At 58.2% G+C, this 24441-nt stretch carries 25 protein-coding genes and 3 pseudogenes; 26 read left to right on the top strand and 2 right to left on the bottom strand.

All coding sequences use genetic code 11. The features are described from left to right. Nucleotides 1–5 precede the first annotated feature (5 nt). A complete protein-coding gene (locus tag AC0V6U_RS05735; RefSeq protein WP_472645231.1) occupies nt 6–449 on the bottom strand; it encodes a hypothetical protein in 444 nt (147 codons plus the stop codon). Further along, nucleotides 449–1645, bottom strand: a complete 1197-nt coding sequence (locus tag AC0V6U_RS05740) for a thiolase family protein (RefSeq protein WP_472645232.1) — start codon at nt 1643–1645, stop codon at nt 449–451. Before AC0V6U_RS05740 ends, AC0V6U_RS05735 begins: the two co-directional genes overlap by 1 nt. A gap of 189 nt (nt 1646–1834) precedes the next feature. On the opposite strand from AC0V6U_RS05740, the gene AC0V6U_RS05745 reads away from it, so the two are divergent. The 26 genes and pseudogenes from AC0V6U_RS05745 to AC0V6U_RS05870 all read left to right on the top strand — a co-directional run bounded on the left by AC0V6U_RS05745 (nt 1835) and on the right by AC0V6U_RS05870 (nt 24420). Beyond that, on the top strand, nt 1835–3265 hold the full coding sequence (locus AC0V6U_RS05745) for a coniferyl aldehyde dehydrogenase (protein WP_472645233.1): 1431 nt from the start codon (nt 1835–1837) through the stop codon (nt 3263–3265). 214 nt (nt 3266–3479) lie between these two features. After that, nucleotides 3480–3854 (top strand): NADH-quinone oxidoreductase subunit A, encoded by a 375-nt coding sequence (locus AC0V6U_RS05750; protein WP_472640909.1) that lies wholly within the window; start codon nt 3480–3482, stop codon nt 3852–3854. Nucleotides 3855–3910: 56 nt separating this feature from the next. Then, on the top strand, nt 3911–4450 hold the full coding sequence (locus tag AC0V6U_RS05755; RefSeq protein ID WP_472645709.1) for a NuoB/complex I 20 kDa subunit family protein: 540 nt from the start codon (nt 3911–3913) through the stop codon (nt 4448–4450). Continuing rightward, nucleotides 4447–5061, top strand: a pseudogene (locus AC0V6U_RS05760) (NADH-quinone oxidoreductase subunit C); the annotation flags it as partial. The gene AC0V6U_RS05755 and the pseudogene AC0V6U_RS05760, both read left to right, overlap by 4 nt. Before the next feature lie 26 nt (nt 5062–5087). Continuing rightward, nucleotides 5088–6305, top strand: a complete 1218-nt coding sequence (locus AC0V6U_RS05765; protein ID WP_472645234.1) for an NADH-quinone oxidoreductase subunit D — start codon at nt 5088–5090, stop codon at nt 6303–6305. Next, entirely contained in the window at nt 6302–6958 is a 657-nt protein-coding gene (locus tag AC0V6U_RS05770) for a hypothetical protein (RefSeq protein WP_472645235.1), read from the top strand. Before AC0V6U_RS05765 ends, AC0V6U_RS05770 begins: the two co-directional genes overlap by 4 nt. A gap of 118 nt (nt 6959–7076) precedes the next feature. Next, nucleotides 7077–7313, top strand: coding sequence for a hypothetical protein (locus AC0V6U_RS05775; RefSeq protein ID WP_472645236.1), 237 nt, complete (start codon nt 7077–7079; stop codon nt 7311–7313). Further along, nucleotides 7306–7974: a complex I 24 kDa subunit family protein gene (locus tag AC0V6U_RS05780; RefSeq protein WP_472645237.1), complete on the top strand. Its 669-nt coding sequence runs from the start codon at nt 7306–7308 to the stop codon at nt 7972–7974. Before AC0V6U_RS05775 ends, AC0V6U_RS05780 begins: the two co-directional genes overlap by 8 nt. Before the next feature lie 124 nt (nt 7975–8098). Beyond that, nucleotides 8099–8287 carry a hypothetical protein gene (locus AC0V6U_RS05785; protein WP_472645238.1) on the top strand — a complete coding sequence of 63 codons (189 nt, stop codon included), beginning with the start codon at nt 8099–8101 and terminating at the stop codon, nt 8285–8287. Continuing rightward, entirely contained in the window at nt 8274–9566 is a 1293-nt protein-coding gene (nuoF, locus tag AC0V6U_RS05790) for an NADH-quinone oxidoreductase subunit NuoF (RefSeq protein ID WP_472645239.1), read from the top strand. The genes AC0V6U_RS05785 and nuoF overlap by 14 nt, the downstream gene beginning before the upstream one ends. A 112-nt stretch (nt 9567–9678) precedes the next feature. Then, the gene (locus AC0V6U_RS05795; protein WP_472645240.1) at nt 9679–9888 is read left to right on the top strand and encodes a hypothetical protein; all 210 of its coding nucleotides are present in this window, start codon (nt 9679–9681) and stop codon (nt 9886–9888) included. Beyond that, on the top strand, nt 9881–11914 hold the full coding sequence (nuoG, locus tag AC0V6U_RS05800; protein ID WP_472645241.1) for an NADH-quinone oxidoreductase subunit NuoG: 2034 nt from the start codon (nt 9881–9883) through the stop codon (nt 11912–11914). Before AC0V6U_RS05795 ends, nuoG begins: the two co-directional genes overlap by 8 nt. A 121-nt stretch (nt 11915–12035) precedes the next feature. Continuing rightward, the gene (locus AC0V6U_RS05805) at nt 12036–12305 is read left to right on the top strand and encodes a hypothetical protein (RefSeq protein ID WP_472645242.1); all 270 of its coding nucleotides are present in this window, start codon (nt 12036–12038) and stop codon (nt 12303–12305) included. Then, a complete protein-coding gene (nuoH, locus tag AC0V6U_RS05810; RefSeq protein ID WP_472645243.1) occupies nt 12302–13348 on the top strand; it encodes an NADH-quinone oxidoreductase subunit NuoH in 1047 nt (348 codons plus the stop codon). Before AC0V6U_RS05805 ends, nuoH begins: the two co-directional genes overlap by 4 nt. A 370-nt stretch (nt 13349–13718) precedes the next feature. Then, complete coding sequence (locus tag AC0V6U_RS05815) at nt 13719–13967, top strand: NADH-quinone oxidoreductase subunit H (RefSeq protein WP_486169401.1); 249 nt, start codon at nt 13719–13721, stop codon at nt 13965–13967. Further along, nucleotides 13964–14422: a hypothetical protein gene (locus AC0V6U_RS05820; RefSeq protein WP_472645244.1), complete on the top strand. Its 459-nt coding sequence runs from the start codon at nt 13964–13966 to the stop codon at nt 14420–14422. The genes AC0V6U_RS05815 and AC0V6U_RS05820 overlap by 4 nt, the downstream gene beginning before the upstream one ends. Beyond that, nucleotides 14419–14907: an NADH-quinone oxidoreductase subunit NuoI gene (gene nuoI / locus AC0V6U_RS05825; protein ID WP_472645245.1), complete on the top strand. Its 489-nt coding sequence runs from the start codon at nt 14419–14421 to the stop codon at nt 14905–14907. The genes AC0V6U_RS05820 and nuoI overlap by 4 nt, the downstream gene beginning before the upstream one ends. A 27-nt stretch (nt 14908–14934) precedes the next feature. Next, nucleotides 14935–15558 carry an NADH-quinone oxidoreductase subunit J gene (locus tag AC0V6U_RS05830; protein WP_472645246.1) on the top strand — a complete coding sequence of 208 codons (624 nt, stop codon included), beginning with the start codon at nt 14935–14937 and terminating at the stop codon, nt 15556–15558. Beyond that, nucleotides 15555–15875, top strand: coding sequence for an NADH-quinone oxidoreductase subunit NuoK (nuoK, locus tag AC0V6U_RS05835; RefSeq protein ID WP_472645247.1), 321 nt, complete (start codon nt 15555–15557; stop codon nt 15873–15875). Before AC0V6U_RS05830 ends, nuoK begins: the two co-directional genes overlap by 4 nt. Nucleotides 15876–15882: 7 nt before the next feature. Next, nucleotides 15883–17875, top strand: a pseudogene (gene nuoL, locus AC0V6U_RS05840) (NADH-quinone oxidoreductase subunit L). Between the two features lie 15 nt (nt 17876–17890). Continuing rightward, on the top strand, nt 17891–19444 hold the full coding sequence (locus AC0V6U_RS05845; RefSeq protein ID WP_472645248.1) for an NADH-quinone oxidoreductase subunit M: 1554 nt from the start codon (nt 17891–17893) through the stop codon (nt 19442–19444). Further along, nucleotides 19444–20922 carry an NADH-quinone oxidoreductase subunit NuoN gene (gene nuoN, locus AC0V6U_RS05850; protein WP_472645249.1) on the top strand — a complete coding sequence of 493 codons (1479 nt, stop codon included), beginning with the start codon at nt 19444–19446 and terminating at the stop codon, nt 20920–20922. Before AC0V6U_RS05845 ends, nuoN begins: the two co-directional genes overlap by 1 nt. A gap of 29 nt (nt 20923–20951) precedes the next feature. After that, a complete protein-coding gene (locus AC0V6U_RS05855; protein WP_472645250.1) occupies nt 20952–21683 on the top strand; it encodes a biotin--[acetyl-CoA-carboxylase] ligase in 732 nt (243 codons plus the stop codon). 6 nt (nt 21684–21689) lie between these two features. Next, nucleotides 21690–22466 (top strand): type III pantothenate kinase, encoded by a 777-nt coding sequence (locus tag AC0V6U_RS05860; protein ID WP_472645251.1) that lies wholly within the window; start codon nt 21690–21692, stop codon nt 22464–22466. Nucleotides 22467–22476: 10 nt separating this feature from the next. Next, a pseudogene (locus AC0V6U_RS05865) lies at nt 22477–24136 on the top strand (ribonuclease J). Then, nucleotides 24136–24420: a DUF1467 family protein gene (locus tag AC0V6U_RS05870; protein ID WP_472645252.1), complete on the top strand. Its 285-nt coding sequence runs from the start codon at nt 24136–24138 to the stop codon at nt 24418–24420. The pseudogene AC0V6U_RS05865 and the gene AC0V6U_RS05870 overlap by 1 nt, the downstream one beginning before the upstream one ends. Nucleotides 24421–24441: the final 21 nt, after the last annotated feature.

A 24441-nucleotide genomic window follows, 5' to 3' on the forward strand; every position in this document is an offset into this window, starting at 1 on the left:
CTGCGCTACTTTAGCGGGGTAATCTCATAGCTTTCGCTGCCGTCTGACAATGTGGTGGTGAAGCTGCCATCAGCATTTGCCGCGTCATTATCCCAGCAGCGCTTCTCTCGCGCTTCGCCGTCTTCACCGCGCGGGTTGAAACAGAATGAAGCTCCATCAACGTCCCACGTTCCGCTGCCCACGCGGACATTCTGCGGGTTGTAGTCCACGTAAGTCCCGTCGGCATCGAGCTTCGTTTTGGCGTAGACCGTGCCGTTGCTGCCAATGGCATAGAGGCCGGGGACCATCACAAAGCCTGGACCCTCAGTAGTTTCAGCGCGGGCAGGGGCCTCGGCAGCCTCGCCGCTGACCTCGGTATCGCGCGCGCCGCCGGTCGCCGTTTCCCCGCAGGCGCTAAGCGTGATCAACGCTGGCAGAGCGAAACAGGCGGCAGCTTTGCGAAAGTGCATCAGACGATCTCAACCGCAACCGCGGTTGCTTCGCCGCCGCCGATACACAGGCTGGCAACACCCTTCGTCTTGCCTTGCTGTTTGAGCGCATTGAGCAGGGTCACGATGATCCGCGTGCCGCTGGCGCCGATGGGGTGGCCTAGGGCCGTCCCGCCGCCGTTCACATTGATCTTCGCGTGATCAATGCCGAGATCGCGCATTGCGAACATTGCGACGCAGGCAAACGCCTCGTTCACTTCCCACAGCTCAACATCATCAACCGACCAACCCGCATTCGCGAGCACTTTTTCAATCGCCCCGATTGGCGCGATGGTGAAATCCTTTGGCTCGCGCGCATGGGCGGCCATGGCGACAATCTTTGCGACCGGCGTCGCGCCCTTTTCCGCCGCCACGCTTTCGCGGGTTAGAACAACCGCTGCTGCGCCGTCGGAGATAGAGCTGGAGGTTGCCGCCGTGATCGTGCCGTCCTTGGCAAAGGCGGCGCGCAATTGCGGGATCTTGTCCGGGCGGCCCTTGCCGGGTGCCTCGTCGGTGTCGACCGTGACATCGCCCTTACGGGTCTTGAACGTCACCGGCACGACTTCATCGGCAAACGCGCCGCTTTCAATCGCAGCATTGGCGCGGCGCAGGCTTTCGATGGAATATTCGTCCATCTCCTCGCGCGTCATTTGATAATCGTTCGCCGTGTCCTGAGCGAAAGTGCCCATCGCGCGGCCTTCCTCGTAAGCATCTTCGAGCCCGTCGAGGAACATGTGGTCATAGGTCGTGTCATGGCCCAGACGCGCGCCAGAGCGATGCTTCTTCAGCAGGTACGGCGCATTGGTCATGCTCTCCATACCGCCTGCGACCACCATATCGATCGTGCCCGATGCCAAAGCCTCGCTGCCCATGATAACCGTCTGCATGCCAGAGCCGCAGACCTTGTTGACCGTGGTCGCTTGCACGGTTTTCGGCAGGCCAGCCTTAATTGCGGCCTGACGGGCAGGGGCCTGACCCAGACCAGCGGGCAGCACGCAGCCCATATAGGCGCGGTCGAAGTCTTCGCCATTCACACCAGAACGCTCCACCGCAGCCTTTACCGCCGTCGCGCCAAGGTCCGTCGCCGAAACATCGGCCAAAGCGCCCTGCATTCCGCCCATTGGCGTGCGCGCGTACGAGAGAATGACGATCGGATCATTGGCGGAAAACTGGGCCATTTGGGGTTCCTTGGCTAAAATCTTGAGTTTGGTTTCACAGAGTGATGTACCGGGCGATGTAATGCTGCGCTGCGGCATTGGCAATGTGCAGTTTCATGGTGCGACGCGCACTCGCATTGTGCTTGTCACATGCCGGTTTTTTGGCGACAAGCATGGCAAATCAAAACTCAAATTTCTGGAGAGAACCCCATGGCCGATGATCGCAAAGCAGACTTGGACGCCATTTTACGGCGCCAGCGAGAGGCCTTTACCGCGTCCCGTCCCGAAAGCATGAACATACGCAAGGACCGAGTAAAACGCGCGATGGCGCTGCTGAAGGATCACAGCGAGAACCTGTGCAAGGCGATGAGCGCGGATTTCGGCAATCGCTCCGTCGATCAATCGATGATCACCGATATTGCGGGCACAGTTGGCGCGGGCAAACATGCGCTGAAGAACATGGATAAATGGGCCAAACCTGAAAAGCGCCCGGTGCAGTTTCCCTTGGGTCTGCTCGGCGCGAAGGCAGAGGTTCGCTATGAGCCCAAGGGCGTGATCGGTATTCTCAGCCCGTGGAATTTCCCGGTGAACCTCGCATTCTCGCCGCTGATGCAGGTCCTCGCGGCGGGCAACCGCGCGATGATCAAGCCTAGCGAATTTACCGAGCGCACCAGTCTGCTGATGGCCGAACTGGTCGATGAGTATTTCACCCCTGACGAGGTGGCTGTGGTAACCGGCGGACCGGAAGTGGCGGCTGCATTCTCCGAATTGCCATTTGATCACCTGGTCTTCACCGGCTCCACCCCAACCGGGCGCCGCGTGATGGAAGCAGCCTCTAAAAACTTGGTGCCAGTAACGCTGGAGCTGGGCGGAAAATCGCCTGTTATCATGGGTAAGAGCGCCGACTTTGCCAAAGCGGGTGAGCGCATTGCTCTGGGCAAAATGATGAACGCTGGCCAGATCTGCCTTGCGCCGGATTATATGTACGTCCCGCAGGATAAGCAGGATGAGGCAATCCAAGGCGTCTCAGACGGCGTCGCCAATATGTATCCGACCCTGCTCGAAAATGACGATTACGCCTCCATCGTCAGCGACCGCCATTTTGAACGCCTGCAAGGTATGGTCGCCGATGCCCGTGACAAGGGCGCAGAGGTGATTGAGGTCAATCCGGGAAATGAGGATTTCAGCTCCGCAAACCAACGCAAAATGCCGCTCACCATTCTGAAGAACGTAACCGATGAGATGGAGGCGATGCAGGAGGAGATTTTCGGGCCTGTCTTGCCCGTGAAGACCTATAAGACTGTCGACGATGCCGTTGATTATGTGAATGAAAACGACCGGCCGCTGGGCCTCTATTACTTCGGTCAAGACACCGAAGAACAGGAGCGCGTGCTGACCCGCACAATCTCTGGCGGGGTCACCACCAATGACGTGATCTTCCACGTTTCGATGGAAGATCTGCCGTTTGGCGGGGTCGGACCATCGGGCATGGGCAGCTATCACGCGATCGAAGGCTTCAAGGAATTCAGCCACGCCCGCGCAGTCTATCACCAGCCCAAGATCGACATTGCCAAACTGGGCGGGTTCAAGCCGCCCTATGGCAAAGCCAGCCAGAAAGCCGCCGCCGGAATGATGAAGTGATTGGGATGAAGTGATGGGGAAAACCGCGCGCCGCTGAACGCTACGTTTTCGAGGGGCGGAACGCAGACACGTCCCAATCCCCGCAAAGCTGCCGGATAAGGCGGTTTACCTAGTCACATCAAATGATGCAGGAAATGCCTGATTCGCGGGCTTGCGCGGCGTGCACGAGAGGCCTAAGCGACCCCTTGGGATTAATCACTGTCTGGACTTTATCGTGGTCGACCTTAGCCAGTATCTGCCGATACTGATTTTCATCGCCATAGCCTTTGGCTTGTCGTGCCTTTTCGTGTTTCTGCCAATGGGCGTCTCGCGCCTCACTGGGGCGCACAATCCAGACGCTGAAAAGCTGTCTGAATATGAGTGCGGCTTTCCCGCGTTTGAGGACGCGCGCAGCCAGTTTGACGTGCGCTTTTACCTCGTCGCGATCAGTTTCATCATCTTTGACCTAGAGGCCGCGTTCCTGTTCCCATGGGCGGTTAGCCTGGGCGAGACGGGCTGGGTCGGATGGATCGGCATGATGACGTTCCTCGGCATTCTGGCGATCGGCCTCACTTACGAATGGAAGAAGGGGGCTCTGGACTGGGAATGAGCACTTCAGCAAACATCACCCCGGGTAGCCCAATCCTGGACGCCGCTGGCAAGCCGATGAACGGTCTGCCGACTGCGCAAGGCGGCGAAGTGCGCCAGCCTGATGCGGATTACTTCAACGCGCTCCAGACAGAAGTGAACGACAAGGGTTTTCTGGTCACCTCGACCGAAGATCTGTTCCAATGGGCGCGCACTGGCTCGCTGTGGTGGATGACCTTTGGCCTCGCCTGCTGCGCGGTTGAGATGATCCACGTGAACATGCCGCGCTATGATATGGAGCGTTTCGGCATCGCCCCGCGCGCCTCACCGCGCCAATCGGACGTGATGATCGTCGCTGGCACCTTGTGCAACAAGATGGCTCCGGCCCTGCGCAAGGTCTATGACCAGATGTCCGATCCGAAATATGTGATTTCGATGGGCAGCTGCGCCAATGGCGGCGGCTATTACCACTATTCATACAGCGTCGTGCGCGGATGCGATCGGATTGTTCCGGTTGATATCTACGTGCCCGGTTGTCCTCCGACGGCAGAAGCTCTGCTTTATGGCGTGATGCAATTGCAGCGTAAAATCCGCCGCACTGGGACGATTGTGCGATGACAGTCCTCCACTCTGCCCCGAAAATCACCTCGAATGAGGGTGTGCTTGCTGCGCTGACCAAAGCGCTCGGCAAATCCGTCCTTGCTGGCGAAGAAAAGCATGGCGAAATCATCCTCACCGTGGCGCGCGATAGCATTGGCGATGTGCTGCGCGCCCTGCGCGATGATCATTCCTATCAGCAGATGATGGAAATCGCCGGGGTCGACTATCCTGACCGCGCAGAGCGGTTTGAAGTCGTCTATATGCTGCTTTCGCTGACCAAGAACCACCGGATCATGGTCAAGCTGTCGACTGATGAAGCGACCGCTGTCCCATCGATCACCGACCTGTGGCCGAATGCTGGCTGGTTAGAGCGCGAAGTGTTCGACATGTACGGCGTGAAGTTCGCCGACAATCCAGACCTGCGCCGTATCCTAACCGATTATGGCTTTGAAGGGCATCCGTTCCGCAAGGATTTCCCGATGACCGGCTATACCGAGCTGCGTTATTCCGAGGACGAGAAACGCGTTGTCTATGAGCCGGTAAAGCTGGCGCAGGACATGCGGACTTTCGACTTCCTCTCACCTTGGGAAGGCGCAGAATATGTGCTGCCCGGTGATGAGAAGGCGGAAGGTGAAGAGGCCGCGGAGAAGAAATCATGAGCCACGGCATACAAATCGAAGAATCGCCGACCACTGAAGGCGATGTAATCACCAATTACACGATCAATTTTGGGCCTCAGCACCCTGCGGCGCACGGCGTGCTGCGCATGATTATGGAGCTAGACGGCGAAGTGATCGAGCGGGTCGACCCGCATGTGGGTCTGCTCCACCGCGGCACCGAAAAGCTGATCGAGCATAAAACATATCTGCAAGCGCTGCCGTATTTCGACCGCTTGGATTATTGCTCTCCGCTTTGCCAAGAGCACTCATATGTGCTGGCGATTGAGAAGTTGCTGAACATCGAAGTGCCAGAGCGCGCGCAATATCTGCGGGTGATGTTTGCGGAGCTTACGCGCATCTGCAATCACATGCTCAATATTGGCGCGCACGTTATGGATGTCGGCGCGATGACGCCGAACCTGTGGGTGTTTGAGCTGCGCGAGGATTGCCTCAACTTCTTCGAACGCGCATCGGGCGCGCGGATGCACTCCGCCTGGTTCCGTCCCGGCGGCGTGCATCAGGATGTGCCTGAGAAATTGCTCGTCGATATGGGCAATTGGATCGACAACCGGCTGCCAGAATTGTTCGGCGACGCGATGAGCCTGGTGATCGACAACCGCATCTTTAAACAGCGTAATGTCGATATCGCCGTGGTCAGCCGCGATGATGCGATTGCATGGGGCTTTTCCGGCCCAATGATCCGTGCCGCAGGCATCCCGTGGGACTTGCGCAAATCGCAGCCGTACGATGTTTATGACCGGATGGAGTTCGACATTCCTGTCGGCACCAATTCCGATTGCTATGACCGGTTCATGGTGCGCGTGAAGGAAGTTTACGAAAGCGCCAAGATCATCAAGCAATGCCTCGCGGAAATTCCAGAAGGCCCAATCGCTAGCCAAGATGGCAAAGTCTCCCCGCCAAAACGCGGCGAGATGAAGCAGTCAATGGAAAGCCTGATCCACCATTTTAAGCTCTACACAGAGGGCTTTCACGTGCCGGAGGGTGAAGTTTACGTCGCGACCGAAAGCCCGAAGGGTGAGTTTGGCGTCTATCTCGTCAGCGATGGCAGCAACAAGCCATACCGCTGCAAGATCCGCCCCACCGCATTCAGCCACCTGCAAGCGATGGATATGATGAGCAAAGGGCACATGTTACCCGACGCGACCGCCATCCTAGGCGCAATCGATGTGGTGTTCGGGGAGTGTGACCGGTGAGTTTCTCTTTGCTCAGCATGGCGCTCGCATTGTCGAGTGGGTTTAGTATCGAACTTGCTGAAACCTCCATTGTTATGTTGGCAAAGGGTGAAAACCCTTACGTTTTGGAAGGCGTAAAGCCCCTATCGCAAGAGAGTTTTGAAGATTTGCCGAGCCTTCGAGGCTGCCTCCCCGAGATTTCGAAGGGGAGCAGTCGTCGAAGTATTCAAGTCGATTACATTTGCGAAGGCAATGACGGCCCGTTCGCCCACCGAGTTTCATTCAATAATACCGATGACGGTTCACTGAGTATTTACATAGATCCATTGCCGGGAGCCTTTGGACCCACAGCTCAAGCACTTGCAGCCGAAAGTCTGATGAGCGAGCAGAAGCAGGCTTATCGATTTAGGCGCGCAGTTCGCGAGGGTGATTATGACATGCTCGAAGGAAGCGTCCCCCTTAATGTCTCTCAAATCGAAGAGCTAAATGCTCTTGCTAATTGCGACTGGCGTAAGCCGGTGAAAACAGTTGGAAAGGAGCCGACATGGTTCATGTTTGTGCGGTGTTCTTTCCATGATCGAGACAAGGGTCGGATGGTCGAACTTCAGTTCAATGAAGACGGGCAAGCCGTAATGGTTCGTGTGGCTCATGGTAGCATAAAGAGGTCGTACTAATGGCTGATCGTACACCCGCACCTCATACGCCGGAACTCCGCGCACGCTCGGCTCTTTCGAATGTGCGAGCGGAGCGCTGCTCGTCGCGGTCGACGTCATATTTTGGGGAGTGTGAGCGTTGAAACTTCTTAACATGTTCGTTTCGTTTTTGAGTGGCATCGCGATTGCTATCGGTGCGGCCTACATAGTCATCGGGCTGTGGGGTGTCTCATCACCCGACTCCTTGGTCGATTTTCTAGGCGGCGGCTGGGTTAGCAATGATTATTTGGTGTGGGGTCTTATCCTGCCGATCGTAGGCTATCTCGGGCTGGTGAGAGCTAAGGCTGAGCGCGGGGAGCTAGCGAACAATGGCTGATCGTACACCCGCACCTGATACGCCGGAACTCCGCGCGCGTTGGGGCTCTTTCGAATGGACGAAAGAGAACCGCAAGACAGCGGATTATCACATCGCCAAATACCCCGATGGGCGGCAGAAATCGGCGGTGATGCCGTTACTCGATCTGGCTCAGCGTCAGGTGGGCGAAGAGACCGAGACGCAGGGCTGGTTGCCGCTGCCCGTGATCGAATATGTTGCGAAATATATCGACGTGCCGGTGATCCGCGTGCTCGAGGTCGCGACGTTTTATTTCATGTACAACATGAAGCCTGTTGGAAAATACCACGTCCAGGTTTGCGGCACGACGCCATGCATGCTGCGCGGGTCGGACGACATTATCTCCGCCTGCAAAAGCCGCGGAATGGAGTTCGGCAAAGTCTCCGACGATGGTCTTTGGACCCTGACAGAAGTCGAATGCATGGGTAATTGCGCAACCGCGCCAATGGTCCAGATCAATGATGACAATTACGAGGATCTGACGCCAGAACGCCTCGATACGGTGCTCGATGCGCTGGCCAAGGGTGAGCAGCCCAAGACCGGCACGCAGGAACCGGGTCGTCACACGTCAGAGCCCGCGAATGCGCTGAGCAACCTCACCGATATGGTCGATGCGAACCACGATTACAGGGGTGAGTGGTGATGCGTTTCCAACTCCCCGTTTGCCCTGAGTCTGTCGAAGGGCTGTCCTTCACTTGTGGCTCTTCGCTCGAAGAAAGAGCAGTGCTTCGACAAGCTCAGCACGAGCGGAGTGGGGCGACCGTGCTATGAACGGCGCGACGATCGCATACACGATTGCCGGCCTCGGCGGCTTTGGCGCGGGCGCGTATCTGTCGGCGACCGGCGAGCGGACGACTGGGATCATATTGATGGCCGCAGGTCTTGCATTTCAAATGCTGGCTTTGCGGCAGCTAAAGATGGCGAAAAAGAAGGATTTGACCGATGCTGGCCGATAAGGATCGCATCTTCACCAATGTCTATGGCTTCCAAGATTGGGGCCTGAAGGCGGCGCAGGCGCGCGGCGATTGGGACAACACCAAAGCGCTGATCCAGCGCGGCAACGATGCGATCATCGACGAGATGAAGGAATCGGGCCTGCGCGGACGCGGCGGGGCGGGCTTCCCCACCGGCCTCAAATGGTCATTCATGCCGAAGGAAAGCAAAGACGGCCGTCCAAGCTTCCTCGTCATCAATGCCGACGAATCTGAGCCGGGCAGCTGCAAAGACCGCGAGATTATCCGCCACGATCCGCACAAACTGATCGAAGGCGCATTGGTTGCAGGCTTCGCGATGCGGGCCCGCGCGGCCTATATCTACATTCGCGGTGAGTACATCCGCGAGGCCGAGACACTGCAAAAGGCGATCGATGAGGCTTATGATGCCGGGCTGATAGGCAAGAACGCCAGCGGTTCCGGCTATGACTTTGACGTGTTCATGCACCGCGGCGCGGGCGCCTATATCTGCGGCGAAGAAACCGCGATGATTGAGAGCCTTGAAGGCAAGAAGGGCCAACCCCGGCTAAAGCCCCCTTTCCCGGCAGGCGCGGGCCTTTATGGCTGCCCGACCACGGTCAACAATGTTGAGAGTATCGCGGTCGTGCCCACGATCCTGCGGCGCGGGGCATCGTGGTTCAATTCCTTCGGGCGTGAGAATAACCACGGCACTAAGCTGTTCCAGATCAGCGGCCACGTGGAGCGCCCATGCGTCGTCGAAGAAGAGATGAGCATCCCGTTTGAGGAGCTGATCGAGAAGCATTGCGGCGGCATCACGGGCGGTTGGGACAATCTGCTCGCGGTGATTCCGGGTGGTTCTTCCGTTCCTCTTGTGCCTGCGGAGCAAATTCGCAGCGCGCCGATGGATTTTGACGGGCTGAAAGAGCTTGGCTCTGGCCTGGGCACGGCGGCGGTGATCGTGATGGACAAGAGCACCGATATCGTCCGCGCGATTTCGCGTCTCAGCTATTTCTACAAGCACGAGAGCTGCGGCCAATGCACGCCGTGCCGCGAAGGCACAGGCTGGATGTGGCGCATGATGGAGCGCCTGCGCACTGGTGATGCAGCCATCGAAGAAATCGATATGTTGCAAGAGGTTACCAAGCAGGTGGAAGGCCACACGATCTGCGCGCTTGGCGATGCGGCGGCCTGGCCGATCCAAGGTCTGATCCGTCACTTCCGCCCAGAGCTGGAGAAACGCATCCACGATCACAACGCACAATTCGCGGAGGCGGCGGAATGACTCATCCACAGTCCAGCGTCATCCTGAACTCGTTTCAGGATAACAGCGCGTTTGTGCAGGTTATGCTGAAACAAGTTCAGCATGACGAACTAGATTTTGGGGCGGCGGAGTGATGGCCAATTCACGTTTCTTGAAAATGATGACGGGCATCATGGTCGTCGTGGGCGTAATTGCACTCGTGGACGGCTATGCTGAATTTTCCTCAGGCGAAGAAGGCTTGCTACGCTGGCTGATGCTGCCGACTGCGATGTTCCTCATCAGCGGGGCTCTCTTTCAGCAGGCCCGCAAGAACACAAAGATCGAAGAGGCGAGCGATGCCTAAAGTAACCGTAGACGGCGAAGAAATCGAAGTCCCTGAGGGCGCAACTGTCCTTCAGGCGGCGGAGCTTGCCGGTAAGGAAATTCCGCGTTTCTGCTATCACGAACGCCTGAGCATTGCGGGCAATTGCCGCATGTGTCTGGTCGAAGTGAAGCCGGGGCCGCCGAAGCCTCAGGCGTCCTGCGCGCTTCCGACCAGCGAAGGTCAGGAAATTCGCACCGATACGCCAATGGTCAAAAAGGCGCGCGAAGGGGTGATGGAGTTTCTGCTCATCAACCACCCGCTCGATTGCCCTATTTGCGACCAAGGCGGCGAGTGCGACTTGCAAGACCAAGCCGTTGCCTATGGTCGGGGTGGCTCGCGTTACGAGCGCGAGAACAAACGCGCTGTGACCGAGAAATATATGGGCCCGCTGATCAAGACGATCATGACGCGCTGCATTCACTGCACCCGCTGCGTGCGCTTCTCTGAAGAGATCGCAGGCGTGGATGAAATCGGCGCGCTGTACCGCGGCGAAGACATGCAGATCACGACCTATCTCGAACAGGCCGCCAGCCACGAGCTGAGCGCGAATGTGATCGACCTGTGCCCGGTCGGCGCTCTGACGTCGCGCCCCTATGCGTTTGAAGCCCGTCCGTGGGAATTGAAACGCACGCTTAGTATTGACGTGTCGGACGCGATTGGCGCCAACATCTCGCTGCATTCGAAGGGCCGTGAAGTCATGCGGGCGCTGCCGCGCGTCAATGATGACGTCAACGAAGAATGGCTGTCGGATAAGGGCCGCTATCAGGTTGATGGCCTGATCAAGCGCCGTCTCGACAAGGTCTTTATGCGCAAACGCGGCAAGCTGACCGAGGCCAGTTGGGACGAGGCGTTCAAAGCCATCGCAAAGCAGCTGAAAGGCGCAGCCAGTAGCATCGCCGCGGTCGCGGGCGATATGGTCGATTGCGAAACCATGTTCGCGGCCAAGGCTCTGCTGAAGGCCAGCGGATCGGACCTAACCGAAGCGCGCCAGACCGGCATGACCTATGATGTGTCAAACATCGCGGCGGTCAATTTCAACTCGACCCTCGCCGGTATCGAGACCGCAGATTGCATCCTGATCGTGGGCAGCCATGTCCGCTGGGAAGCAGCTTTGCTTAACGCTCGCCTGCGCAAGGCGGTGAAGGACGGGGCCAAGGTCTATGTGATCGGCCCGGAATGGGAAACGACCTATCCGGCGACCTTCCTGGGCAGCGATCTGTCTGTGCTGAACCGCATCCCTAAAGCTTTGGGCGGTGCGATGAAGGCAGCAGAGCGCCCAGCGGTGATCCTGGGCGGCGCAGCTTTGGCGAAAGGGGCCTTGGGCCCAGCGCTGAAACTGGTCGACAAGTTCAAACTCGTCACGGACGATTGGAACGGCTTTAACGTCCTGCACATGTCGGCGGCGCGCATGGGCTCTTTGATGCTCGATTTCACTGTGCCGGGCGGCATGGCGGATCTCGCGAAGGCGGCGCCCAAAGTGGTGCTGTCACTCGGCGCGGATGAGATGAACCACGAGCCGTTTGCGGACAGCCTCAAGGTCTATATCGGCCATCACGGCGACAAAGGCGCGCATATGGCGGATATCATCCTGCCCGCTGCAAGCTATGCCGAGAAGGCCGGAACCTATGTGAACACAGAAGGCCGCGTGCAGTTCGCTGAAAAGGCTGTGTTTGCACCGGGTGATGCGCGCGAGGATTGGACGATCCTGCGCGCTTTGGCTGACGCTCTGAAAGTGAATGTCGGGTTTGACAGCTTTGCTGAGCTGCAAGCCAAGATGATCGCGGAAGTGCTGGCGCTGGGCGAAGAGGGCCTTGCGGACGTTGTTGGTCTTTCGGGGGGCGCTCTTCCGAAAGCGGACAGCAAAGCGAAAGCAGATGGCCTGATCGAGAGCTATCCGATTGCCGATTTCTACCTCACCAACCCAATCGCGCGGGCCAGCGACGTGATGCAGCAATGCTCAGCGGAATTGCTCCACGGTGAAGATGTGCGGGAGGCGGCGGAGTGAGCCAACAAGCACCGTTCGGGCTGAGCTTGTCGAAGCCCTGCACTTTACTTTTTGACGCCAGAGCGGAAGAAGGACAGCCCTTCGACAGGCTCAGGGCGAACGGGAAAGGGGCGTTTGTCTCGTGACCGACCTTCCCCAACTCCTCCGCCGTATGCCTTTCATATTCTATGGGATCGCAGCCATCTTATTTGTCTGGAACCTGGGGAACCAGTGGATGAACATCACCACTATGATGGGGTTTGCTGATCCTACGATGCAGGGAGTTGAGGCTTACCAAAAGTCGCTTGCGCTCTATTCGGCCTTTACTGATAGCGTTTACATGCTTGCCAATGGCACGTTCCTGCATGTTCTCATCGCTATCTATGATAAGATGAAAGGATCGGCGCAGTGACCGAATTCTTCCAATCTCTCGGCATGAACTACGATTTTGCGTGGTTCACGGCCACCATCGTCGGCATTCTTGCGATCTCTCTCATCGTCATGTTTTCCGTCGCGATGGTAATCTATGTCGACCGTAAGGTGCTGGGCGCGATCATGTTGCGGCGTGGGCCCAATGTGGTTGGTCCGTTTGGCTTGCTGCAAAGTTTCGCCGATGGCCTGAAGGTCTTCTTGCAAGAAACCATCATTCCAACGGCGGCGAACAAAGGCATCTTCCTGCTCGCGCCGATCATCACCTTTACCGTGGCGCTCGCCGCATGGGCGGTGATCCCGTTCGACGCGGGCGTGGTGCTGGCCGATATCAATGTCGGGCTGCTTTACGTGCTCGCGATCAGCTCTCTGGGCGTTTACGGCGTTGTGATGAGCGGGTGGGCGAGTAACTCCAAATATCCGTTCTTCTCGGCCATGCGCGCCGCCGCGCAGATGATCTCTTACGAGGTATCCATCGGCTTCGTGCTGGTCTGCGTCGTGCTCTATGCGGGCACGTTCAACATGACTGGCATTGTCGAGGCTCAGCGCGGACACGGGTTGGGCGTGGTCAACGGCTTCTTCATCAATCCGTTGCTCTTCCCGATGTTCGTGGTGTTCTTCATCTCGGCACTGGCAGAGACTGCGCGCGCGCCATTCGACCTGACCGAGGCGGAGTCGGAGCTCGTTGCAGGCTATCAGACCGAATACAGCTCAATGAGCTTCGCGCTGTTCTGGCTGGGTGAATACGCCAACATCCTGCTGATGTGCTCGCTGTGTACGCTGCTATTTATGGGCGGTTGGTTGCCGCCGATTGAATGGGCGCCGCTGTATTATGTGCCGGGGATCGTGTGGTTCCTGCTGAAGACCTTCATGTTCTTCTTCATGTTCAGCTGGATCTGGGCGACCGTACCGCGTTACCGCTATGACCAGCTGATGCGTCTTGGCTGGAAAGTGTTCCTGCCGATGAGCCTGCTGTTTGTGGCGCTGATCAGCGGCTACCTGATGGCGACGGGGCATTTCGGATGATTGCCTCGGCCGCAATTGCTACTGCTTCTTGGGTGATGCTGACATGCCTGCCGCAAGAAGTTTGGGCAGCAGACAACCATCTCATAGAGAATCCGATTGTTGTCAGCTACTTACAGGAGGGAGATCGTGTACGCAAAGTTCTCATCCTTCGCGAGGATGGTTCTCGATCAGGAAGTAGATGGCGAGGCAGTGCCGTTGGCGACACAGTTGAGCTTGCTCGGGACGACAATGTCAGCCGGTCAACTTGGACCTTTCGAAAACCAAGCGAACCCTCAGATGAGGTCACCCTGATGCGCAAATACTCCAGTTCCATGTTGAGCACTCAAAGATCATATAGCTGCAACGCACTTACCGCCAAAAGGACGGGGGCATGACCACCGCAAAACAACTCCTCAAGAGCTTCACCCTCTGGGAATTCCTCAAGGCGCATGCGCTGACCTTGAAGTATTTCTTCAAACCCAAGGTGACGATCAATTATCCGTTCGAAAAGAACCCGCTGAGCCCGCGTTACCGCTATGACCAGTTGATGCGTCTGGGCTGGAAGGTGTTCCTGCCGATGAGCCTGCTGTTCGTGGTGCTCATCAGCGGCTACCTGATGGCGACGGGGCATTTCGGATGATTGAGGCGTTGCTTTTGATGGTGGCTACGACCGAAGCGTGGGAGCGCGATTGCCGCATGATGCGGCCCGTTGGCCCAGAGCTTGAGCATATAGGAAATCTGTCGCTTAAATTCGAACGCAGCGGCAGCACAATGACGTTGGAGGCGGAATCCAACGACTTTCCAGGCCTTTCAGCCAAACGGGCGCCAATCAAGATCGGTGCTGCTTCGGATGGTGCTCATTCCCATGATTACAATGAAGCTGACGAGGCGAGCTATGATCCTTACACTGTTTGGGAAGTTGAAACAGAATCTGGCACTTACGCGTTTGAAACGACGCGTCATTTTTCACGAAACGGTGAAGGGTTTGCGCTTCTCATCTCCAGCTATGAAATGACAAACGTCGGATCGTTGCCCGAAGACTTCTTTTCTTACCACGCCGTTGGCCTTTGCTCACGCGTGAGGAACACAAAATGACCACCGCCAAACAACTCATCAAGTCCTTCACCCTGTGGGAATTCCTGAAAGCGCATGCGCTGACCTTGAAGTATTTCTTCAAGCCCAAGGTGACGATCAACTATCCGTTCGAAAAGAACCCGCTGAGCCCGCGTTTTCGCGGGGAGCATGCTTTGCGTCGCTATCCCAATGGCGAAGAGCGCTGCATCGCATGCAAGCTGTGCGAGGCCGTGTGCCCGGCGCAGGCGATCACGATTGAAAGCGAACCGCGTGACGACGGCAGCCGCCGCACCACGCGCTATGACATCGACATGACCAAATGCATTTACTGCGGCTTCTGCCAAGAGGCCTGCCCAGTGGATGCCGTGGTCGAGGGGCCAAACTTCGAATATGCGACCGAAACGCGCGAAGAATTGCTCTATGACAAGGACAAATTGCTGGCCAACGGGGACAAGTGGGAGCGAGCCATCGCTGCAAACCTTGAAGCCGATGCGCCCTATCGCTAGGGGCGCGCGGGACGGACACCGGGGATCATGATTCAAACTCTCGCCTTTTATCTCTTCGCCAGCCTAGTCGTGGCGAGCGCCGTCATGGTCATCATGGCGCGCAACCCGGTGCATTCTGTGCTGTGGCTCATCCTGGCATTCTTCAATGCCGCTGGCCTGATGGTGCTGGTCGGCGCGGAGTTCATCGCTGCGCTGCTGGTGATCGTCTATGTCGGCGCGGTCGCGGTGCTGTTCTTGTTCGTGGTCATGATGCTGGACATCGATATGGCGGCGATGCGGGCGGGCTTCATTCGCAATTTCCCATTCGGTTTGGCGATCGCTGCGATCCTGCTGGCGGAGCTGTTCCTGGGCATTGGCGCGTATCAAGCAGGCGGCCTGACGCTGGGCACACCAGATGGCACCGGCCAGGCGGCGATGGGCGCGAGCAATATCGAGGCCATCGGCGCACTGCTGTATGGCAAATACATCGTCCTGTTTGAGATCGCGGGCATCATCCTGCTGGTCGCCATGATCGGAGCGATTGTGCTGACCCACCGCGAGGCCAAGCCTGGCGCGCGCGGCCGCCAGGATATCGGCAAGCAAATCAGCCGCCGCCCTGAAGAGGCGACAGTTATGAAGAACCCGAATACGGGCGAGGGGGTCGAGCTATGAGCGACTTAGGCGGAATTGGCATTGAGCATTTCCTCGTCGTCGGCGCGATCCTGTTCGTGCTCGGCGTGCTGGGGATATTCCTCAATCGCAAAAATGTGATCGTGATCCTGATGTCGGTCGAGCTGATCCTGCTCGCGGTGAACATCAATCTGGTCGCGTTCAGCGCGTTCATGAACGATCTCACCGGCCAGGTTTTTGCCATGCTGGTGCTGACCGTGGCCGCCGCAGAGGCCGCGATTGGCCTTGCGATCCTGGTGATTTACTTCCGCAACTGCGGGACCATCGCGGTTGATGATGTCAATCGGATGAAGGGATAATCGGTCCATGCATTCGATACTGATCATCGTATTCCTGCCGCTGCTGGCAGCTATCATCGCCGGGCTGGGCAACCGCATGCTCGGCAATGTCGCGGCAAAGTCGATCACCACGGGCGCGCTGTTCATTTCAGCAGCGCTTAGCTGGCCGATCTTCCTTGGCTTCCTGAGCGGCTCCGCAGAGGCTGAGGTCGTCCACGTGCTCGATTGGGTGCGCTCGGGCGATATGACGTTCGATTGGGCGCTGCGCGTCGATGCGCTGACCGCCGTGATGCTGGTCGTCATCAACTCCGTGTCTGCGCTCGTGCACCTCTACAGCTGGGGCTACATGGAAGAAGACCCGGATCAGCCGCGCTTCTTCGCCTACCTTTCGCTGTTCACCTTCGCGATGCTGATGCTGGTGACCGCCAACAACCTGGTCCAAATGTTCTTTGGCTGGGAAGGGGTGGGCCTGGCGAGTTACCTGCTGATCGGGTTCTGGTTTAAGAAGCCGACCGCTGGAGCAGCCGCAATCAAGGCCTTCGTGGTGAACCGGGTCGGTGACCTTGGCTTTATGCTGGGTATCTTCGGCATTTATCTGGTGTTCCAAACAACCTCGATCCCAGAGATTTTGGCCGCCGCGCCCGCGATGAGCGGATCAAGCATCGGCTTCCTCGGCATGCGGCTCTACACGATGGATATCATCGCGATCCTGCTGTTTGTCGGCGCGATGGGTAAATCAGCGCAGCTGCTGCTGCACACATGGCTGCCAGACGCGATGGAGGGCCCAACGCCCGTTTCCGCGCTGATCCACGCCGCAACCATGGTGACCGCTGGCGTATTCATGCTGTGCCGCCTGTCGCCATTGTTCGAGACCGCTCCAACCGCGCTGATGATCGTGACCGTGGTGGGCGCAGCGACCTGTTTCTTCGCGGCAACCATCGGCACAACGCAATGGGACATTAAGCGCGTCATCGCTTATTCGACCTGCTCTCAGCTCGGCTATATGTTCTTCGCCGCTGGCGTTGGTGCGTACAATGTCGCCATGTTCCACCTGTTCACGCACGCGTTCTTTAAGGCGCTGCTCTTCCTGGGTGCGGGCAGCGTGATCCACGCCATGCATCACGAACAGGACATGCGCTATTACGGCGGCCTGCGGAAACATATTCCGATCACGTTCTCGGCGATGATGGCGGGTACGCTCGCGATCACTGGTCTTGGCGTTTATCACCTGGGTGTTGGCTTTGCTGGCTTCTGGTCGAAAGACGCCGTGCTGGAGGTCGCCTTTGCCCGCGGTACAGAGATTTCGGTCACTGCCTTCTGGCTTGGCGTTGTCGCAGCACTGCTGACCAGCTTCTACAGCTGGCGCCTGATGTTCCTCACCTTCTGGGGCAAGCCCCGTTGGATTGAGAGCGAGCACATTCAGCACAGCGTCCACAAGACGCTCGGCTGAGGCGGGTGAAGACACAACCGGCGGATATCACCCGCATGAAAGCCCGATCACCATGCTGATCCCGCTTGGTCTTTTAACCATTGGCGCGGTGGCTGCTGGTCAGGCGTTTGCGCCGAGCTTCCTCGATGATGCAACGTTCTGGGCTGGTTCAATCTTCTACAACACAAACCTGATGAGCGCGATGCACGCCGTTCCGTATTGGGTGAAGTACTCAGCCTTAGTCGTGATGATCATCGGTTTTGCCGGGGCCTATGTCGCCTATATCGCGAAGCCAGACATTCCGGCGAAGTTCGTTGCGATGTTCCCGTGGCTGCACCGCTTCGTTTACAACAAGTGGTATTTCGACGAGCTCTATGACGCGATCTTCGTCAAGCCGGCGTTCTGGTTTGGCCGTCAGTTCTGGAAACTGGGCGATATCGGCACGATCGACAGGTTTGGTCCAAACGGCGTAGCCTGGATGGTGGAGCAAAGCTCTGTCGCGGCGAAGAAGGTCCAATCGGGCTATCTCTACACTTACGCATTGATCATGTTGCTGGGGCTGGTGGCCGCTGTGACATGGGTCTTGTTCTAAGGGGGGCATGGAATAATGGACGGCTTCCCAATTCTCTCGCTCATGATGCTTGTGCCATTGGCCGCAGGCATCGGCTGCTTCTTCGTCGGCGCAAATGCTGCGCGCTGGCTCGCCTTGATCGGCACTTTGATCACCTTTGTGCTCGGCGTGCTGCTGTGGGCCAATTACGAAATTGGCGGTCCGCAATGGCAATTCACTGAGAGCGCTGAGCTGTTTGCGGGCTTCAAATATGCGCTCGGGATCGATGGCATTGCCTTGATGCTGATCATGCTCAGCGTGTTCCTGATGCCGATTTGCATCATGGCCAGCTGGACTGCGATCCAGAAACGTGTCGGCGAATACATGGCCGCCTTCCTGTTTATGGAAGTGCTGATGATCGGCGTGTTTGCAGCGCAGGATCTGTTCCTGTTCTACATCTTCTTCGAAGCCGGCCTGATCCCGATGTATCTGATCATCGGCGTGTGGGGCGGCGATAACCGCATCTACGCCAGCTATAAATTCTTCCTCTACACGCTGTTCGGCTCGGTGCTGATGCTGATCGCGATGTTCTGGATGGTGGCAGAGGCCGGTACGTCGGACATTCCGACGCTCATGCAATATGATTTCCCAGTTGGCGCGCAGACGTGGCTGTGGCTGGCGTTTTTCGCCAGCTTCGCGGTGAAGATGCCGATGTGGCCGGTGCATACTTGGCTGCCCGATGCGCACGTTCAGGCGCCCACGGCGGGTTCTGTTATCCTTGCCGGCGTCTTGCTGAAACTGGGCGGTTACGGCTTCATCCGCTTCAGCCTGCCGATGTTCCCCGATGCCAGCGCTCAGCTTGCATGGCTCGTGTTCGCGTTGTCGATGGTGGCTGTGGTCTACACCTCGCTCGTCGCGCTGGTGCAGCACGATATGAAGAAGCTGATTGCTTACTCATCGGTCGCTCACATGGCGATTGTGACTGTGGGCCTGTTCGCCTTCAACATTCAGGGCCTCGAAGGGGCGATGATCGTGATGCTCAGCCACGGGCTGGTGTCCGGTGCGTTGTTCCTGTGTGTTGGCGTGATTTACGACCGTCTGCACACGCGTGAGATTGACCGTTACGGCGGGCTTTCGATCAATATGCCCTATTACGCGCTGTTCTTCCTGCTGTTCACCATGGCCAGCATCGGCCTGCCGGGCACCAGCGGATTTGTGGGTGAGTTCCTCTCGCTTGCAGGCATCTATCAAGTGTCGACCTGGGTCGCGCTGATCTGCACCACGGGCATCATCCTGGGCGCGGGCTACATGCTGTATCTCTACCGCCGCGTCGCCTTTGGCGATCAGAAGAACGCGGACGCTGCAGCCATGCTCGATCTCGACAAGCGCGAATGGGCCATGCTGGCTCCAATCGCCGCCGTCGTGCTGTGGATGGGCGTGTATCCAGAGAGCTTCCTTGCGCCCATGCGCGCAGATATCGCGACCTTGGACGCACGGCTCGCCTCGGCTGCACCAGAGGGTGACAGCCAGCTTCAAGCCGGTCCGCCGCGCGAGGCCGCCGCCAATGCGGTGCCAGAACCAGAACATGGAGAGGGTGAGGGCGCCCACTGATGGACTACGCAACTTCCTTCGCGCTGATTGCGCCTGAATTGCTGCTGACGGCCTCCGGCCTGATCCTGTTGCTGGTCGCTGCCTTTGGTGGTGACAAGATGGCCCGGCCAATCGCTATCCTTGCAGCGGCGACGCTGTTTGGCGCAGGCTTTATGCTAGTGCCTGGCCTCCACAGCGGGGTTATGGGCCTCGATACCTACGCCTTTGGCACTTTGATGCGGGCCGATGCCTTTGCTCTGTTTGCCAAGGCGATGATCTATCTCGCGGCCATCGGCTGTCTGATGGTTGCGCCCGCTTATTTCGCGACCGCCAGCAATGGCAATGAAAGCGGGATGCGCGCGGAATATCCGATCCTTGTGCTGTTCGCTGTGCTCGGCATGAGCATCATGGTGTCGGCCAGCGATTTCATGACCCTGTACCTGGGTCTGGAGCTGAACAGTCTGGCCGCCTATGTGCTCGCATCGGTGCTGCGCAATGACGGCCGCTCGTCTGAGGCGGGCCTGAAGTACTTCGTACTCGGCGCGCTCGCATCGGGCATTCTGCTTTATGGCATGAGCCTGCTCTACGGCTTCTCTGGCAGCACAGAGTTCGGCGCGGTTCGCGCTGGCCTGTCGGGTGAGCTTGCCACTGGCGCGCTGTTCGGCCTGGTGTTCGTACTCGCGGGCCTTGCCTTTAAGATCGCCGCTGTTCCGTTCCATATGTGGACCCCGGATGTGTACGAGGGCGCGCCAACGCCCGTCACTGCATTCTTCGCCACCGCGCCAAAGGTTGCCGCTGTTGCGCTCACCGCCCGCGTCACTTTGGAAGTCTTCGGCGAGCAATCCGATGCGTGGCGTCAGATCGTCATGTTTGTCGCTTTGGCGTCAATCATTGTCGGCGCACTGGGCGCAATTGGTCAGAACAATCTGAAGCGTCTGCTGGCCTATTCCTCGATCAACAATGTCGGATTTATCCTGCTGGGCCTTGCGGTGGCGAACACAGCCGGGGCGAGCGCGATGATGGTCTATCTGTTCATCTATGTCGCCATGTCGCTGGGCAGCTTCGTTGCCTTGCTGATGCTGCGCGGTGAAGACGGAACTTTGTTCGAGAGCTTCGACGATATAAAAGGTCTCGCCACCACTCAGCCTGTCATCGCATGGTGCCTCGCGGCCCTGATGTTCAGCCTGGCCGGTATTCCGCCGCTGCTCGGTTTCTACGGCAAGTTCGTGATCTTCCAAGCTACCGTTGAGGCTGGCCTCGTCGCCTTTGGCGCAATCGCGATTGCCGCCAGCGTGATCGGCGCGTTCTACTACATCAAGTTCGTGAAGGTCATGTTCTTCGATGATGAAGTTGGACTGGTGAAGGGCAAGAGCGACCTGTCGCATTGGGTCGTCTTAATCATAACCACCTTGATCATCTCGCCGCTTGGCTATCTGCTGACCCCGTCGATCACCGATCTGGCAAACAAGGCTGCTGAAGCTCTGTTTCTGGTCGGGTAGCGCGGCAGAGGAAGCTCAGCAGCCACGCCTTGACCAATATTGAAACCATTGCCGAGACCGGATCGACCAATGCCGATCTGCTCGCTCGCGTTCAGCGCGGTGAGGCATTGCCCGAGGGCCACTGGCTAAGGGCGGAGCGCCAAACTGGTGGGCGAGGGCGGTTGGGCCGCAAATGGGAAAGCCCCAGCGGTAATCTGTTCTGCAGCACCGTGGTGAGCATCGGCGAGGATAATCCCGCGCCGCACACGCTCAGCTTTGTCACCGCACTGGCCGTGTTCGACACGCTCAAGCGCAGTCTGCTTGCCAATACACCTATCATCCTCAAATGGCCCAATGATGTGCTAGTGGATGGGGCGAAGATCTCCGGCGTTCTGCTCGAACGCAGCGGCGATAGCATCGTTGTAGGCATCGGCATCAATGTCTGCCACGCGCCAGAAATGCCGGATCGCGAGACAACATCCATCGTCCATGAAAATGGCAAACACGGCGGCAGCGCGGACCTCGTGCTCTCCATTCTCGCAGAGAGCTTTGCTGCGCGATTGGAGCGCTGGCGCAGCGCTGGTCTTTCCGCCACGCTGGACGATTGGACGGAGCGCGCCCACCCTATCGGTTCGAGGCTATCCCTCACACCCGGCGATGAAAGCCCGGTCACCGGCGAGTTCGCTGGCCTCGATAGTGAAGGCGCTTTGCTGCTACGCTTGGAGAATGGGGCGATGCGCACTATTCACGCAGGCGACGTCTCCATGATTGCTCAAGGATAACCGCCCATGTTGCTCGCCGCCGATGTCGGAAACACCAATGTCGTCTTTGCTCTGTTCGACGGGCAGGAAGTGCGCGCGCGCTGGCGCATCGCAACCGATCCGCGCCGCACGGGCGATGAATATGCGGTGTGGCTGCTGCAATTGCTGGAGATCGAAGGCGTTGCGCGCGAAGAGATCACTCAGATCATCTTTGCCAGCGTCGTTCCGCGCGCAGACCATAACCTCACGGTTCTGGCGCAGAAATACTTCAAGATTAATCCTCTGTTCGCGGGCAAGGGCGAGGCCGCTTGGCGCTTTGAGATTGATGTCGATCAGCCCAGCTCGCTTGGCGCAGACCGCGCGCTCAACATCGTTGCCGCACACGCGAAATATGGCGGTGACCTGATCGTCATAGACTTTGGCACCGCGACAAAGTTTGAAGCGATTGATTTCAACGGCGCTTACAAGGGTGGCTCGATCGCGCCGGGGATCAATCTGTCGCTTGATGCATTGGTTGGCAAAACGGCAAAGCTCCCTCGCATTGCGATCCGCGCGCCTGACAGCCGCAGCGTTATTGGCCGCAACACAGAAGACCAGATGCTGATCGGTGTGTTCTGGGGCTATGTCGCGATGATGGAGGGCATTGTTGAGCGTATGCGGACAGAGATCGGCCGCCCTGCCAAAGTGGTCGCCACCGGCGGCCTCGCAATCCTGTTTGACGATGCGACTGACATCTTCGACCACGTCGATGCAGATCTAACAATTCAAGGCTTGGCGATCCTCGCCGAGCAAGCTGAGAGCTAATAAAACCTACGTGAAAAAGAACTTCACTCCTGAAGACGAACTGCTGTTTTTGGCCCTGGGCGGATCCGGCGAAATCGGCATGAACGTCAACCTCTACGGCTGCAAAGGCAAGTGGCTGATGGTTGATCTGGGCATGACCTTTTCCGGTAATGAATATCCCGGGCTCGACCTCGTCTTTGCTGACCTTGAGTTTATTGAGGAACGCACCAAAGACCTGCTCGGAATTGTGCTGACGCATGCGCATGAGGACCACATTGGCGCGGTCCCCTATTTCGCGGGCGAGCTGGGCGTGCCGCTCTACGCCACGCCGTTCACCGCCGATCTAGTGGCGCGCAAGTTAGAAGAAGCCGGGCTGACCGGTCAGGTTGAGCTCAACATTATCGAGGAAGACCACGGCCAGATCTCGCTTGGCCCATTCGACATCACCTATGTCCCGCTGGCGCACTCGATTGCAGAGGGCAACGCCCTGCTGATCGACACCCCGCATGGGCGGATCTTTCACACCGGCGATTGGAAGCTCGACGAAGAGCCGATCATTGGCGAGCCGACCACTGAGGAAGAGCTGCGGGCAATGGGCGATGAGGGTATCCTCGCCCTGGTCTGCGATTCGACCAATGTCTTCAATCCTAAACCCAGTGGCTCAGAGGGCGGCGTGTATCGCGGCCTGATGGAAGAGGTGGCCAAACACACCGGCAAGCGGGTGATGGTGACGACCTTCGCCTCCAACGTGGCCCGTCTGCAAACACTGGGCGATGTTGCGCGGGAGACCGGGCGGCAATTGTGCGTCGCAGGGCGCTCGCTCGACCGCATTATCGAAGTCTCACAGGACAATGGCTATCTTCAGGACTTCCCTGAAACGGTCGATTGGAACACCGCGATGGGCCTGCCGCGCGGCGAAGTCCTAATCCTCGCAACCGGCGGGCAGGGGGAGCCTCGTGCTGCCCTGTCTCGCGTGGCCGATGAGAACCACCCGATCTCCCTCACCAGCGGCGATGTCGTGCTGTTCTCGAGCCGCCAGATACCCGGCAATGAGATCGCGATTGGCAAGGTACAAAACCAGCTGGCGCGGCGCGGGATCACGATGGTCACCGACCGTCAGAGCGAGATCCACGTCTCTGGCCACCCTGGCAGGCCGGAACTCGAGGCACTCTACAGCTGGATCCGTCCAGAAGTGCTGGTGCCAGTACACGGCGAAATGCGCCACATGATGGAGCAGGCGCGGGTCGGCAAGGACAATGGAATTCCGCACAATATCGTGCAAGCCAATGGCGACATCGTCCGCTTGGCTCCGGGTGAACCCGGCAAGCTCGCGGAGGTTCGTAATGGGCGCCTCGTGCTCGACGGCGACATCATCGCGCCCGCTGATGGCGACGCGATTGTGATGCGCCAGCCGGCTCGCGCGTGAGGGCGTGGTGTTTGTGGTGCTCGCCCCGAACGGCGAATCCGAGATCGAAGCGCTCGGGCTGCCGCTCGATGAGGATATGCCGGACTTTATCGCCGAGGCAAAAGCCGATGTGCTGAAGGCGGTGCGCAAGCTGAAAGGCCGCGACGTCGCTGAGATTTCCGAAGCCGCCCGGCTTGCGACCCGCCGCGCGGCGCAGCGCTGGTCTGGCAAGCGCCCACAAGTGCGCGTGATCCTGCCCGGACTGGACGGCAAAGGCGCGCGCTGATGCAGTGGACTTCTATAGCCGCGATTTACCTGCTGTTCTGGGTGATGACCGCCTTCATGATGCTGCCCTTCGGCATTCGCACGCATGATGAGGTGGGCGAGGCGCGTGTTCCCGGCCAAGCGGAAAGCGCACCGGCCAATTTCCGCCCGGGCAAGTTGCTGATCAGGGCGACCATCATCTCGACCGTTATGACGGTGCTATTCGTGCTCAACTACGAATATGGCTGGATCGGCCCGGATGATATGAACATCTTTCCAGAGCCGCCTGAGCAAACTCAGCGATAAACCGCAGACCGATCCCCTATG

Source organism: Erythrobacter sp. W36 (genome assembly GCF_057364935.1).